Source organism: Cellulomonas sp. URHB0016, from assembly GCF_054057935.1.
The window spans coordinates 1,745,225-1,758,890 of sequence record NZ_JBSRZU010000001.1 but is presented as its reverse complement, the minus strand read 5'-3'; the positions used below and the strand labels follow the sequence as shown (position 1 = coordinate 1,758,890).

Genomic DNA, 13,666 nt, shown 5'->3' with positions numbered 1-13,666 from the left:
GGTGACTAGGACGCGTCATCGTAGCCCTCAGGTGGACGCTGCGTTGCTCGAACCGGACACGTGAACGGGTAGCGCGACACGGACGGTCGTCCCGCCCCCGGGTGTCTGCGCGAGGCCGACCGTGCCGCCGTGGGACTCGACGATCGCAGCGACGATCGCCATGCCCAGACCGGCCCCGCCCGAGTCCCGGCCCCGCGCCGCGTCGATCCGGTAGAACCGTTCGAAGACCCGGGCGGCGTGGTCGGGGTCGATCCCGGGCCCGTGGTCGCGGACCTCCACGACACCGGTCGAGGTGCCTGCCGGACCGGGCACCACGCCGATCGCGATCTCCACCGGGGTGCCCGCGGGGGTGTGCTGGACCACGTTCCCCAGCAGGTTGGCGAGCACCTGCCGCAGTCGCGGCTCCTCGCCGACCACCAGCACGGGTCCGGTGGTCGCCCCCGCCGTGAGCGGCTCGAGCCGGGTGCTGCGCGACGGGTCCAGGGCGTGCAGGTCGCTGACGGCGTCGGCGGCCAGCACGGTGAGGTCCACGGGGTCGTGGCGCAGGGGCCGGTTCTCGTCGAGCCGCGCGAGCGCCAGCAGGTCCTCCACGAGCCCACCCATGCGGGTCGCGGAGTCCTCGATGCGCCGCATGGTGTCGTCCACCTGGGGCTTCTCGGTGAGCGCGCCCATCCGGTAGAGCTCGCCGTACCCGCGGATCGTCGCCAGCGGCGTCCGCAGCTCGTGGGACGCGTCCGCGACGAACCGGCGCATCCGGGCCTCCGACGCGGTCCGGGCGCCGAACGCCTGCTCGATCTGCGCGAGCATCCCGTTGAGCGCGGCACCGAGCCGCCCCACCTCGGTGCTCTCGGGGGCGGTCGCGACGCGGCGGGACAGGTCGCCGGCGGCGATCGCGGCAGCCGTCGACTCGATCTCACGCAGCGGCCTGAGGGACCGGCGCACGGCCCAGCCGCCCACCATGGCGCCGATCACGACGATGCCGACGCCGCTCAGCACGAGTGCCAGCGCCATCCGGCGGACCGTGTCCTCGACGCCCTCGAGCGGGAGCGCGATCGCGACGGTGCCGACGACGTGGTTGCTCGACTCGTTCGGGTAGACCGGGTACATGACCATGCGCCACAGGGAGCCGGCTTCGTCCGACCCGGTCGTGAACGGCTCACCCGAACGGTCGATGACCTCGTCGATGGACAGGTCCGGCACGTCCGGGGTGCCGTACTCCCGTGTCACGGTGCCCCGGAGGACGACGGTCGAGACGCCGGAGGAGTCCGTGTACACGACGTAGTAGTCGCTGGGCACCGTCGCGAGGCCCGTGTTCCGCGGGCTGAACGGGTTGAAGGCGTCGTTGGCGAACGCCTTGCCCTCGGTCACGAGCTTGCTGTCCACCTGCTCCACGAGGGTCCGCCGCAGCAGCGTGGCGCTGGCCGTCCCGGCGAGCACCAGCCCGACGGCGAGCAGCACCGTGGTGATCCCGACCAGGCGCGCGACGAGCGGGACGCCCGCCCACCGTGTCCGGACGCGGCGGGCAGCACCGGGACGCGGCGACCTCGTCGGTGACGTCGTCGGGCGGGCGGCGCTGAGCGGAGGGACGTCGGGCGCGCCGGCGGCCGGCGGACCCGTCGGCGGCGCGGTGCCGGGACGGGACGCCGGCGCAGGCGTGCTGGTCACGGGGTCTCGCGCAGCAGGTAACCGACGCCGCGCTTGGTGTGGATGAGCGGCTCGAGCCGGTTGCCGTCGGCGTCGTCGAGCTGGTCCACCTTGCGACGCAGGTAGGAGATGTAGGACTCGACGATGTTCGCGTCGCCGCCCCAGTCGTACTGCCACACGTGGTCGAGGATCTGCGACTTCGACAGCACCCGGCCGGGGTTGAGCATGAGGTAGCGCAGGAGCTTGAACTCCGTCGGCGACAGGTCGACGCGCTGGCCGGCGCGCGTGACCTCGTGACTGTCCTCGTCGAGCTCCAGGTCGGCGTACCGCAGCACGCTCGCCTCGAGGTCCAGGCCCTGGCCGGTCCGCCGCAGGATGGCACGGATGCGCGCGACGACCTCCTCGAGGCTGAACGGCTTCGTCACGTAGTCGTCGCCGCCGACCGTGAGGCCCTGCACCTTGTCGGCCGTGTCGTCGCGCGCCGTGAGGAACAGGACCGGCACGTGCTGGCCCTTCTCGCGCAGCCGCCTGGTCACGGTGAAGCCGTCCATGTCGGGCAGCATCACGTCGAGCACCACGAGGTCCGGCTCGACGTCCCTGGCCAGCCGCAGCGCCGACCCGCCGTCGGCGGCGGCGTGCACCTCGAAGCCCGCGAAGCGCAGCGACGTCGAGAGGAGCTCGCGGATGTTCGGCTCGTCGTCGACGACGAGCAGGCACGCCTCGGGCGTGGCGGGGACGGACGTCATCCCTCCAGTGTGCCCACGCAGCCTGGACACCGCCTGAGAGAAGCCTGCGAGGCGGCGCGGCGCGCACCGGGGCAGCATGCCGCCGCTCGGCTGAATCTCGACCGCTTCGCACGATCGTGCTAATTTCGACCGGTGAGCAAGGGCGAGGTGACCCGGCAGTCGGTGATCGACCGTGCCGTCGAGATCGCCGGCCGGCTCGGCGTCGCGGGCCTGACCATCGGCTCGCTGGCATCCGCCTCGGACCTGTCCAAGAGCGGCCTGTACGCGCACTTCCGCTCCAAGGAGGCGTTGCAGCTCGCCGTGCTGAGCCGCGCGCGCGAGCGGTTCGTCGACCAGGTGATCCGGCCCGCGCTCGGGTCGCCTCGCGGCGAGCCCCGCGTCCGCACGCTGTTCGAGTGCTGGCTGGTGGCGTCGACCGCCGGCAGCGCCGGCTGCCTGTTCGTGTCCGCCGCCACCGAGTTCGACGATCAGCCGGGTCCGGTGCGGGATCAGGTGGTCCGCGACCACTGGGACCTCGTGGAGTCGCTCGCCCAGGTGTACCGGTCGGGCGTCAAGGAGGGGGCGTTCCGTGAGGACCTGGCGCCCGAGCAGTTCGCGCACGACCTGCACGGGCTGATGCTCGCGCACTTCCACGCGTTCCGGCTCCTCGAGGACGCGGCCGCCGAGACCCGCACGCGATTCGCGTTCGAGCGGCTCATGAAGTCGCTCCACCCTGACCACTGACCTCCCAGAAGGAGCGCACCATGGCCGAGATGTCCGCCGAAAAAAGCACGACCGTTCGTTCCTATAGGTTCGGCGTGCCGCCCGCCCTCCGTGCGGCCGTGCGCGCGGTCGACCCGTGGGCACCGGACCTGATGGCACGGGCGGCGCTGCGCCTGTGGTGCCGGCCGCCCCACGCCACCGGGAGGCAGACCGTCGCCGGCGGCAGGACCTGGACGCTGCCGTTCGGGCGGTCCGAGATCGCGGGCCAGACGTGGGGCGAGGACGGCCCGACGGTCGTCCTCGTGCACGGCTGGGGAGGCCATCGCGCACAGCTCGCGGCGCCGCTCGTCGAACCGCTCGTCGCCGCCGGCCTGCGCGTCGTGGCGTACGACGCGCCCAGTCACGGCGCCTCCGGCCCGGGAGCGCTCGGCCGCGGCCGGTCGACGCTGCCCGAGCTCGCGTCCGCGCTCGACGCCGTCGTCACCGCGCAGACCATCGAGCACGGGCCGGTCCGCGCCGTCGTCGGGCACTCGCTCGGGGCCGCCGCGAGCGCCCTCGCGGTCCTCGACGGCACCGCGACCGAGCGGCTCGTGCTCATCACCCCGCTCGCGCAGCCGTTGTCGTACGTCACCGAGTTCGCGGCCGCGCTGGGCCTCGGCGGCACGAGCCGGCACCGGCTCGTCGTGCGGATGGAAGGGCTCGTCGGGCGCCGGCTGTCCACCCTGGACGTGCCCGTGCGCGCCGCGAACGCCCCGGGCCCGCTCCCGCCCGCCCTCGTGCTGAGCGACCTGGCCGACAAGGAGGCCGACCACCAGGACGGCCCGCGCATCGCCCGCGCCTGGCCGGGCGCCGAGCTCGTGGTCAGCGACGGGCTCGGCCACCGGCGGATCCTGCGGGACGGGGAGACGGTCAAGCGGGTCGTCGCCTACGTGGGGGAATGAGATCCCCGAACTGTTCTGAGCGGGCGTCCAAACCGGTACCGTGCTGCCTCGTGACCGATGCAACCACCCCCGTGCTGACCGTCGTCCAGCTCGACGCCGGTGTGTCGCTGGACCGATTCGCGGACTGGCTCGACGGCGTCGACGTCCGGCTCGTGCGCGCCGACCTCGGCGAGAGCGCCGGTGCCGCGGACGCGCTGGACGGCCTGCTCGTGCTCGGCGGCCAGATGTCCGCCACGTCCGACCATCCCGGCGTCGCCGAGACACGCGCCCTGCTCGCCGCCGCCGTCGGCGCCGGGGTGCCCACGCTGGGCATCTGCCTCGGTGCGCAGCTCCTCGCCGTCGCGACCGGCGGGCGCGTGCACGTCGCGGCCCCTCCCGGGCGAGAGTCCGGCGTCATCGAGGTGCACTGGCGCCCGGAGGCGGTCGGCGACGCGCTCGTCGGCGGACTCGTCGACGTGGACCTGCCCGAGGAGCGCCGCAGCACGCGCCTGCCGAGCATGCACGCCGACGCGATCGTCGACCTCCCCCGCACCGCCACCTGGCTGGCGCACTCGCGGGCCTACCCCTACCAGGCCTTCCGTGTCGGTCCGGCGTGGGGCGTGCAGTTCCACCCCGAGGCGTCGCCCGAGACGCTGCACGCGTGGGCGGCGCTGCACGACGACGTCGACACCGCGGCCGTGGACGCCGCGGCGGCGCAGCACGACGAGGTGGTCGCGGGCGCCGGTCGGGCGCTCGCCCGTGCGTTCGCGGGCATCGTGGTCGCGCGCGCCGCGGAGCGCACCCCCGCCTGACCACGCGCGAACGGCCGCGGCCGGCGCCCCTCGACGGGGTCGCCGGCCGCGGCCGTCTGCGTGCCAGGGACAGTCAGGCGTCGCGCGGGGCGTCCTGCGGGGCCTCGATCTGGGCCGTCACCGGGGTGGTCCCGAGCTGGGTGGGGGCGCTGCCGGACTTCAGCGCGAGGAGCCGGGCCTCGACCTCCAGCTGCTCGCCGGACATCTCGAGCTCGGCGAACTGCGCGTCCAGGGAGGACGACGCGAGCTCCGCCTGACCCATCGCCAGCGCCTCCTCGCGGCGCACCTTCTCCTCGAAGCGGGCGATCTCGCTCGTCGGGTCCAGCACGTTGATCGAGCTGATCGCGGTCTGCACGGTCTGCTGCGCCTGGGCCGACTTCTGCCGGGCGACGAGCGTGTCGCGGCGCGACTTGAGCTGGCCGAGCTTGTCCTTCATCTGCGACAGGCCGGTCTTGAGCTTCTCGACGGTCTCCCGCTGCGACGCGATGAGCGGCTCGGCGTCACGGACCTCGCCCTCGGCGGTGATCTGCTTGCCGAGCGCCACCTTGGCCAGGTTGTCGAAGCGGTCGGCCTTGACGGCGTCCCCCGCCGAGCGGGCCTGGTCCGCGGCGGTGGACGCGGCGAGCGCCTTCTGGCCCCACTCGCGGGCCGCCCGGACGTCCTCGTTGTAGTCCTGCTCGGCGAGACGCAGGTTGCCGATGGTCTGCGCGATGGCCTTCTCGGCCTCGGCGATCGAGCCGGTGTAGTCGCGGACGAGCTGGTCCAGCATCTTCTGCGGGTCCTCCGCCTGGTCGATCAGCGCGTTGATGTTCGCGCGGGTCAGCTGCGTGATGCGGCCGAAGATGCTCTGCTTCTCGGTCATCGTGTCGTGCCTCTCGTCGTCCGTGCTGTCTGTTGCAGTCGATGTGCAGGGGTTCAGAACCCGCCGCCGAACCCGCCGTCGCCGAAGCCACCGCCGCCGCCGTCGCCGCCTCCGCCGCCCCAGCCGCCGCCTCCGCCGTCGCCCCAGCCGCCGCCGTGATGGCCGCCGCCGAAGCCGCCGCCCCCGCGCAGGATCGAGTCGAGCAGGATCCCGCCGAGCACCATCCCGCCGACGCCGCCGAACTGGTCGCCGCCACGCCGACCGCCGACCCCGGCGAAGTCCTGCTGGTGGTCGACGTCGGCCTGCGCGAGCTGCTGCGCCTCGACGGCGAGCTCCTGGGCGCGCCGCGCGGACTCGAGCGCCTGCTCCGGGGCCCGGCCGCGCTCGTCGAGGGCGCGGGTGCGCAGCCGTTCGGCCTCCGCGAGCCTCGTGCGCGCCTCCGGGCCGACCGCCCCGCGACGGGTCGCGACGAAGTCGCTCGTCGCCCGCAGCGTGGAGTCGAGCCGGCCCATGAGGTCGTCGAGCAGCCCGAGCGCGCGCCGGGCGCGCTCGTCGGACTCGCGCAGGGGGGCGAGGGCGGCATCGAGCGCGAGCTCGGCGTCGGTGATGGTGCGGAGCGCCGCCAGCGGGTCGCCGGTGCCGGCGCGGGCCGTCCGTGCCGTCTCGATCGCGGCGTGCGCGTTCACGGCCGGGCCGGCCACGTCCTGGCTCTGCGGGGCGAGGCGCCGCACGTCGGCGAGGTCGGACGAGATCGACGCGACGGCGGCGTCGAGCCGCGGACCGATCGTCGCGAGGTCGGCACCGGCCCGGTCGACGGCGTCGAGCAGCGTGGTGACCTGGCCGAGCGCCTCCTCGGTGGCACGGGCGTAGCCGACGGCGGTCCCGCGCTCGTCACGCGCGGCCGCCTCACGGCCCTTCGCGATGGTCGAGATGATCTCGTCGAGCAGCAGGCGGGCCTGGTCGGGGTTGTGGGTGACCGACGCCAGGGCGCTCGGCGGGTACTGGGCGGCGAGCGTGGCGATCGAGGCGCGTGCCGGCTCGACGCGGGCCTGCAGCGCCGCGGCCGTGTGCTCGTGCGCGTCCAGCGCCTCGCCGACGCCGGCCTGCAGGTCGCGCAGCCGGTCGAAGCCGGCCTTCTGCGCCTCGAGGTCCGCGGCGACCTGCTGGCACTGCCGCAGGATGCGCGTGGCCGTCTCGCGGACCTGCGGCTCCGAGTCGGGGATGTCGTCGTCGAGCGTCTGGCGCAGCCGGAACGCCTCGGTGACGCGCTGCTTGGCGCTCGCGAGCACCGCCTCGAACTCCTTCGTCGCGCTCGGCCCGAACTGCGCCTGGGCGAAGCCGAGCTCCTGCTCGGAGGTCCGCAGGGCGTCGTCGATGGCGACGAGCGCGGTCGACGAGCGGCGGTCGAGCTCGGCGGTCGGGAGCATCGTGAGCTCGTCGGCCTGCTGCGCCGGACCGGTGCTCTGCGGGGCGGCGGCGACCTGCTGCCGGCGCGAGCGGCCACGCACCCACGCGACCAGCAGGAACAGACCGATCGCCACCAGGCCGATGACCAGGAGCGCGCCGAACCAGGAACCGCCCGACGAGCCGCCGCCGGTCGCTTCCTCGCGGAGGGTGTCCGCCACCGCGACCGCCGCACCGGCCCAGTCGTCGTCGCGAAGCGGGTCCTCGGCGGCGACGTACGCCTGCTGGACCTGGTCGAAGGACAGCTCGCCGGTGGACTCCGGGACGAGCGCGTACCGACGGGCTTCCGTCGCGACCGCGAGGACGAAGTCTCCGCTGCCCAGCCCGGACGCCGCGGCCGTCTCCCGGGCCCACGCCTTGGGGTCGGCACCGCCGAAGTCCGCCACGTAGACGACGTAGAGCTGGTACGGCGTCTCGTCGGCGAGCTGGTCGAGCGCGGCCTGGACCTCGCCCTCCTGCCCGTCGAGGGCACCCACCGGGTCGGTGATCTCGCCGGTGAGCGCCTGCGGCTCGGCCGCCGACGCCGCGCTGCCTCCGACCAGCAGGAACAGGCCCAGGAGGGCAGGGACGAGGAGCGACGGGCCACGACGACGGGGGAGCACCCGATGATCCTTCCGGAGCGATGTACCGGTCGCAACGACGGATGTCACCTGCGGGTTCCCGGGCCCGACGCGTGCCGGTCGTCCGCCGGGACACCGGGATGCCGGGATCCCGGGACGCCGGGACGCCGGGACGCCGGGACCCCGGGACTCTCCGAGACGCCGCGACGGGCACGGGCGGGTCCGGTCGCCGCTCCGCCCGGGCCGGGCCGGGACGACGACGGCCGGCCCGACCCGAAAGTCGGACCGGCCGTCGGTCGGGTGCAGGAGGTCAGCCCTGTGCGCGCCTCCGTGCGACGACGAGGCCACCGCCGAGGGCGAGCGCCAGGAGCGCCACCGCGACGAGCGACCCGGTCTGCGCACCCGTGGCTGCGAGCGTCGCGGTCCCCGTGGCGGCAGGGGTCGGCGTCCCCGGGGCGGCCGCGGCGGTCACGGTCACCGGGAGCTCCGCCCAGACGCCGCTCGTGCCGCCGGTGGCCAGGACGTGGTGGGCCCCGGCCGGCACACCCGCCGGGAGGGTGACGACCAGGCGGGCGACGCCCTGCGCGTCGGCGACGGCGGTGCCGAGGAGCACCGGGTCGGAGTGCAGGTAGAACGCCACCGTCTCGCCCGGGGTGTAGCCGTGCGCCTCCAGCGTCGTCGGCGCACCGACGACGACGTCGGCCGGTGCGGACAGCGTGCCCGTCGGCGCCTCGGTGGCGCGCGTCGGCTCACCGGAGACGACGAGGGCGACCGTGGCCTGCGACGCCTTCAGGCTGTCCGACTCGGGGGTCGAGACGGTCAGGGTGTGCGTGCCGGGGGCCAGCACGGGGAGCGTGACCTCGGCGCGGTCCGCGGCTGCGGACCGGCCGACCTGGGCGAGCACCGTCGAGCCCTCGCGGACCGTCACGGTCGTGTCCTGGCGGACCGGGCTGTGGAACAGGACGCGGAAGCGGGCGGGCGTGCCGACGGCCGTCGTCACGGTCGCGGGCGTCTCGACGAGCGGGTCGCCCTTCTCGGCGGGAACGGGCACGGGCGGCTCGTCGGGCTCGCCCCCCGGGACGGTGACGGGGACGACCAGGTAGATCACGTCGTGCGCCTGGTGGGCCCCCAGGTACTGGGAGTCGCCCGAGTAGCTGGCCGACATGACGTGGCGGCCGGGGGTGACGGCGGGCAGGTGGACCACGGCCGACCCGTCCTGCAGCTCCACGGGCTCGCTGGTGTAGGGGACGTCACCGTCGAACTCGAACACGGAGACGGTCCCGGTGGGGACCGGCCCGCTGCCCGTCACGTGCAGCGTGTACTCGGGGGTCGCGCCAGGCAGCGCCGACTCCGTGCCGGTCATCGTCATCCGCGGCCGCCCCTTGGCGGGGATGCCGGGGCTGAGAGGGCCGGTGACGGTGACGGTGCGGGTCAACGAGCTCGGTGAGTACAGGTCGTCGCCCGAGTACTGGAACGTGAGCTCGTGGTCGCCGACCAGGAGGTCGTTCGGCACGAACCACACCGCACCGAACTCGTCCAGGGGCGTGGTCGTGACGGAGCCCGTGACGTCGTCCGTCACCGCGATCGAGCCGGTGGCGTATCGCTGGCCGGCCGGGCGCAGGACGTAGACGGCGTGACCGTCGTCGCCGCCCTGGGCCACCGGGCTGGCCCAGCTGGAGCCCAACGAGCTCGTCACGGGGGCGACGGCGGCGGTGGCGGTGGTGGCGGTGGCGGCTGCGGTCGCCGTGACCAGCAGCACCGCGGCACCCGCCGCGGCGAGCGCGCGGCGGAGCCGCCCGGTGTGGAGGGATGTCGACACGAGGGTCCTTCTTCGAGGGGACGAGTCGTGGTCCCATCGGGACGAGCGGCCCGCACCTGAGCCCGTTCGCCCGACCGGACCCCTGTGGGGGGCGTCACAGGTCGGCGAACGGGTGACAGGTCAGTCCCGCTCGAGCTCGTCCGTCGGGGCCAGCAGGTCCTCGGCGTCGACGATCGTGTAGGCGTACCCCTGCTCGGCGAGGAACCGCTGCCGGTGGGCGGCGAAGTCCTGGTCGACGGTGTCCCGGGACACGACGGTGTAGAAGTGCGCCGTCTTGCCGTCGGACTTGGGCCGCATGATCCGGCCGAGCCGCTGCGCCTCCTCCTGACGGGACCCGAACGACCCCGACACCTGGATGGCGACCGACGCCTCGGGCAGGTCGATCGAGAAGTTCGCGACCTTGCTGACGACGAGCTTGTGGATCTCGCCGCTCCGGAACGCGTCGAACAGCCGCTGCCGCTCGCTCACCCGCGTCTCGCCGGTGATGAGGTCGGCGTCGAGGTGCTCGGCGAGCTCGTGGAGCTGGTCGAGGTACTGGCCGATCACGAGCACCTGGTCACCGGTGTGCTGGGCCACGAGGTGCTCGACCACGCGGTTCTTGCCCCTGGCCGTCGCGGCGAGGCGGTACTTGTCCTCGGGCTCGGCGGTCGCGTAGGCCATCCGCTCGGCGTCGGGCAGCGTGAGCCGGACCTCGACGCAGTCGGCGGGCGCGATGTAGCCCTGGGCCTCGATGTCCTTCCAGGGGGCGTCGAACCGCTTGGGGCCGATGAGGCTGAACACCTCGTCCTCGCGGCCGTCCTCCCGGACGAGGGTGGCGGTCAGGCCGAGGCGGCGGCGTGCCTGCAGGTCGGCGGTCATGCGGAAGATGGGGGCCGGCAGCAGGTGCACCTCGTCGTACACGACGAGGCCCCAGTCGCGGGCGTCGAGCAGCTCCAGGTGCGTGTAGACGCCCTTCCGCTTCGTCGTCAGCACCTGGTAGGTCGCGATCGTGACCGGGCGGATCTCCTTGCGGGCACCGGAGTACTCGCCGATCTCGTCCTCGGTCAGCGTGGTGCGCTTCACCAGCTCGTCGCGCCACTGGCGGGCGCTGACGGTGTTCGTCACGAGGATGAGCGTGGTCGTCCCCGAGCGGGCCATCGACGCGGCCCCGACGATCGTCTTGCCGGCCCCGCAGGGGAGCACCACGACCCCGGACCCGCCGTGCCAGAACCCGTCGACCGCCTGCTGCTGGTACGGCCGCAGGTGCCAGCCGTCCTGCACCAGGTCGATCTGGTGGGCCTCGCCGTTCACGTATCCGGCGAGGTCCTCGGCGGGCCAGCCGAGCTTGAGCAGCACCTGCTTGAGGTGGCCGCGCTCGGACGGGTGCACCACCACGTCCGTGGCGTCGAGCCGGGCGCCCAGCAGCCCGGCGGTCCGCCGCGAGCGGATCACCTCGGCGAGCACCGCGGGGTCGAGGGAGTGCAGCACGAGCCCGTGCACCGGGTCCTGCACGAGCTGCAGCCGGCCGTAGCGGGACATCGTGTCGGCGACGTCGACCAGCAGGGCGTGCGGCACCGGGTAGCGCGAGTACGCGAGGAGCACGTCGACGACCTGCTCCGCGTCGTGACCGGCCGCCCGCGCGTTCCACAGGCCCAGCGGCGTGAGGCGGTAGGTGTGCACGTGCTCGGGGGCCCGCTCCAGCTCCGCGAACGGTGCGATGGCCCGCCGGCAGGCCTCGGCCTGGTCGTGGTCCACCTCGAGCAGCAGCGTCTTGTCGCTCTGCACGATCAACGGGCCGTTCGTCACGGGCTCTCCTCTTCTCGGGTGACCGACGCGATGCGGTGCACGGCGATGGTCAGCTCCGCCTCACGGGCAGGGTCGACGGCGCGCACACGACCGCCCTCGACGAGGACGGGACGCAGCAGCCGCTTCTCCGTGAGCCCCTGCGGACCCACCAGCTCCACCCACACCGGGGTGCGCTCGGCGGCGGCCTCGCGCAGCAGCACCAACGCCCCGGCGGGGTCGGCTGTTCCGCTGCCCGCCCGCTGCGGCTGGCGCCCGGGCGCCACCGGCGTCGGCACCGCGGGCACCTGGTCCTCGTCGGCGCGCCGCAGCCGGGGGACGAGCGCCGCCAGCCGCTCCGTGGGCTGGGCCTCCTGCGGCCCGACGACGGCGGCCGCGTCGGCCGCCCTGCGTCGCGCCGCGGCCGCACCCCGCCGCCCGACGCGGCGCACCTCCGGCATCAGGTGCAGCACCTGCCCGTCCGGCCCTTCCGCGACCGGTGCCAGGCCCGCCGCGCGGAGCGCCTCGACGAGCTCGCGGGTGCCGGCCTGGGCGACGAGGACCGTCGGAGCGAGCGCCACGAGGCCGAGGCCGGTGAACCGGGCGTCCTCGACGAGCCCGGCGAGCAGCGCGGGGTCGTCGGCCCGCAGGTAGCTCGACGCCGAGCCCGCCCGGAGCCGTCCGTGCCGGCGCGCCGCGTCACGCACCAGGTACTCCAGCGGCTGCGGGACGGCTCCCCGGGAGTGCTCGGCCAGCTCGGCGAGCAGGGCGTCGGCCGTGGAGCCCGCGTCGAGCGCGGCCCGCACGGAGTCCGCGGTGAAGCGCACCGTCACCGCGCCGCCGCGGGACTCGACCCGGGCGGTGCGGTCGAGCAGGTCCTCCAGGGCGGCGGACGGGCGCCCCGGGACGATGCCTGTGAGGTCGCCCTGCAGAAGCACCTCGTCGACGGCGGCGGGCAGGGCCGCGCCGAGCGCCTCCGCGGGGTCGCCGCCCGTGATCAGCGCCCGGCCCGCGTCGGACAGCGCGCCGGCGCCCAGCACGCCCAGCCGGCCGGCCTCCAGCAGCACCGCGTCGACCGCGTTGAGGGGCGGCACCGACCGCGGCGTGCGCCACCGCAGGACGTCCAGCACCTGCGCAGCGGTGAGCGCCGTCCCGGGGGCGACCTCCGCGAGCGCCCCGAGCACCGTCGCGCGCAGCCGCGGGGCCCAGGCCCGGACGAGCTCGGGGTCGAGGGCCCCCCGCAGGGCGCCGCGCTCGTCGCGGGTACCCACCAGCCAGGCCGCTCGCGGCGACGTCAGCCACGTGCGGGCCAGCGCGGCCCAGCGGCCGGCGAGGTCGAGGCTCCACCAGTCGTCGACCGCGACCGTCGGCACGAACGACGGGACCTCCTCGCCGTCGTCGGCGACGAACCCGGCGGCGCCGGCCAGCTCGACGACGAACGCCGCCTCGCCCTCGTCGAGCTCCAGCGCCGCTGCCGTCCGCTTGAGCTCCCGGACCCCGAGGCCCCCCGCCCGCAGCACCGGCGGGGGCGACTGCTCCCACGAGCGCGTCAGCCGGGCGACGAGACGGGCGACCCGCTCCCCGGCGGAGGCGGACTCCGCGGCGACCAGCGCCGGGGGCCGGACGGCGGCCTCGGTCGGCACGGGAGGGGCCGCCGCGGGCCGCCGGTGGGTGCGGCCGTCACGCAGCGCGAGCGCGACGGCCCGAGGCAGCAGCACGTGGCGGTTGTCGCCCGGCACCAGCAGCCCGCGCCGGACCAGCCACGAGACGGCGGTCGCGCTGGGGCTGCCGGGTGACGGCGACAGGCCGACCGGCGGCCCCCACGTCAGGGCGTCGAGCACCTGCCGGGCGCCCGCCGGTGCCTCGTCGAGCAGCGCACGCACCACGTCGGGGTCCGTCGGCGGGTGCACGGCGCGGTGGTGGTCGACCGGGGCGAGACCCGCCGGGTACGGGCCGAGCGCCTCCGGCAGCCCGGGCGACGGGTGCAGCGGGGCGTCCGGCGAGGGCTCCTCCGGGAACACGAGCGCACGGGCCTGCGCCGAGCGCAACGCCTGCTCGACGGCCGCCGCCCCCACCGGGTCGTCGACGCCCGCCACCGCCCGTACCAGCTGTGCGGACGAGACCGGTCCGGACTCGTCGAGCGCGACCACCGCCTCCAGGACCTGGAGCACGCCCGCGTCGACGGACGCGAGCGCCCGGTCCAGGCTGGACCGGCTCGTCGCCCGCACCGCCAGGGAGGACAGCGTGGACGGCGCGGGGGCGGCGAGGTCCGGGCGCAGCCGCAGCAGCGCGACGAGCTCGTCGTCGCTGCGTGCGCGCAGGTACCCGGTGAACGTGGCCATCCGCACCACGATACGTGGCCGGTCCGGGGGCACG

At 75.1% G+C, this 13,666-nt stretch carries 10 protein-coding genes; 3 read left to right on the top strand and 7 right to left on the bottom strand.

Translation table 11 applies throughout. The annotated features are described in order from the left end of the window. Positions 1–27 precede the first annotated feature (27 nt). Together ACVW07_RS08225 and ACVW07_RS08220 are read right to left on the bottom strand one after the other, a co-directional pair. Positions 28–1,665, bottom strand: coding sequence for a sensor histidine kinase (locus ACVW07_RS08225; protein WP_456818760.1), 1,638 nt, complete (start codon positions 1,663–1,665; stop codon positions 28–30). After that, positions 1,662–2,390, bottom strand: coding sequence for a response regulator transcription factor (locus tag ACVW07_RS08220; protein WP_456818759.1), 729 nt, complete (start codon positions 2,388–2,390; stop codon positions 1,662–1,664). The genes ACVW07_RS08225 and ACVW07_RS08220 overlap by 4 nt, the downstream gene beginning before the upstream one ends. 132 nt (positions 2,391–2,522) lie before the next feature. On the opposite strand from ACVW07_RS08220, the gene ACVW07_RS08215 reads away from it, so the two are divergent. From ACVW07_RS08215 to ACVW07_RS08205, 3 genes are read left to right on the top strand one after another with little or no spacing between them, the layout of a single operon-like run. Further along, positions 2,523–3,113 (top strand): TetR/AcrR family transcriptional regulator, encoded by a 591-nt coding sequence (locus ACVW07_RS08215; RefSeq protein WP_456818758.1) that lies wholly within the window; start codon positions 2,523–2,525, stop codon positions 3,111–3,113. 20 nt (positions 3,114–3,133) lie between these two features. Further along, positions 3,134–4,033: an alpha/beta fold hydrolase gene (locus tag ACVW07_RS08210; RefSeq protein ID WP_456818757.1), complete on the top strand. Its 900-nt coding sequence runs from the start codon at positions 3,134–3,136 to the stop codon at positions 4,031–4,033. Between the two features lie 50 nt (positions 4,034–4,083). After that, positions 4,084–4,824: a type 1 glutamine amidotransferase gene (locus ACVW07_RS08205; RefSeq protein ID WP_456818756.1), complete on the top strand. Its 741-nt coding sequence runs from the start codon at positions 4,084–4,086 to the stop codon at positions 4,822–4,824. 73 nt (positions 4,825–4,897) lie between these two features. Here ACVW07_RS08205 and ACVW07_RS08200 read toward each other — a convergent pair whose 3' ends face one another. From ACVW07_RS08200 to ACVW07_RS08180, 5 genes are all read right to left on the bottom strand, one after another. Continuing rightward, positions 4,898–5,686 (bottom strand): PspA/IM30 family protein, encoded by a 789-nt coding sequence (locus ACVW07_RS08200; RefSeq protein WP_456818755.1) that lies wholly within the window; start codon positions 5,684–5,686, stop codon positions 4,898–4,900. 53 nt (positions 5,687–5,739) lie between these two features. Further along, on the bottom strand, positions 5,740–7,752 hold the full coding sequence (locus ACVW07_RS08195) for a TPM domain-containing protein (protein ID WP_456818754.1): 2,013 nt from the start codon (positions 7,750–7,752) through the stop codon (positions 5,740–5,742). Positions 7,753–8,020: 268 nt separating this feature from the next. Further along, positions 8,021–9,529, bottom strand: a complete 1,509-nt coding sequence (locus tag ACVW07_RS08190) for an Ig-like domain-containing protein (RefSeq protein WP_456818753.1) — start codon at positions 9,527–9,529, stop codon at positions 8,021–8,023. 120 nt (positions 9,530–9,649) lie between these two features. Continuing rightward, positions 9,650–11,314 carry a DNA repair helicase XPB gene (locus ACVW07_RS08185; protein ID WP_456818752.1) on the bottom strand — a complete coding sequence of 555 codons (1,665 nt, stop codon included), beginning with the start codon at positions 11,312–11,314 and terminating at the stop codon, positions 9,650–9,652. Further along, entirely contained in the window at positions 11,311–13,632 is a 2,322-nt protein-coding gene (locus tag ACVW07_RS08180) for a helicase-associated domain-containing protein (RefSeq protein WP_456818751.1), read from the bottom strand. The genes ACVW07_RS08185 and ACVW07_RS08180 overlap by 4 nt, the downstream gene beginning before the upstream one ends. Between the last annotated feature and the right edge of the window lie 34 nt (positions 13,633–13,666).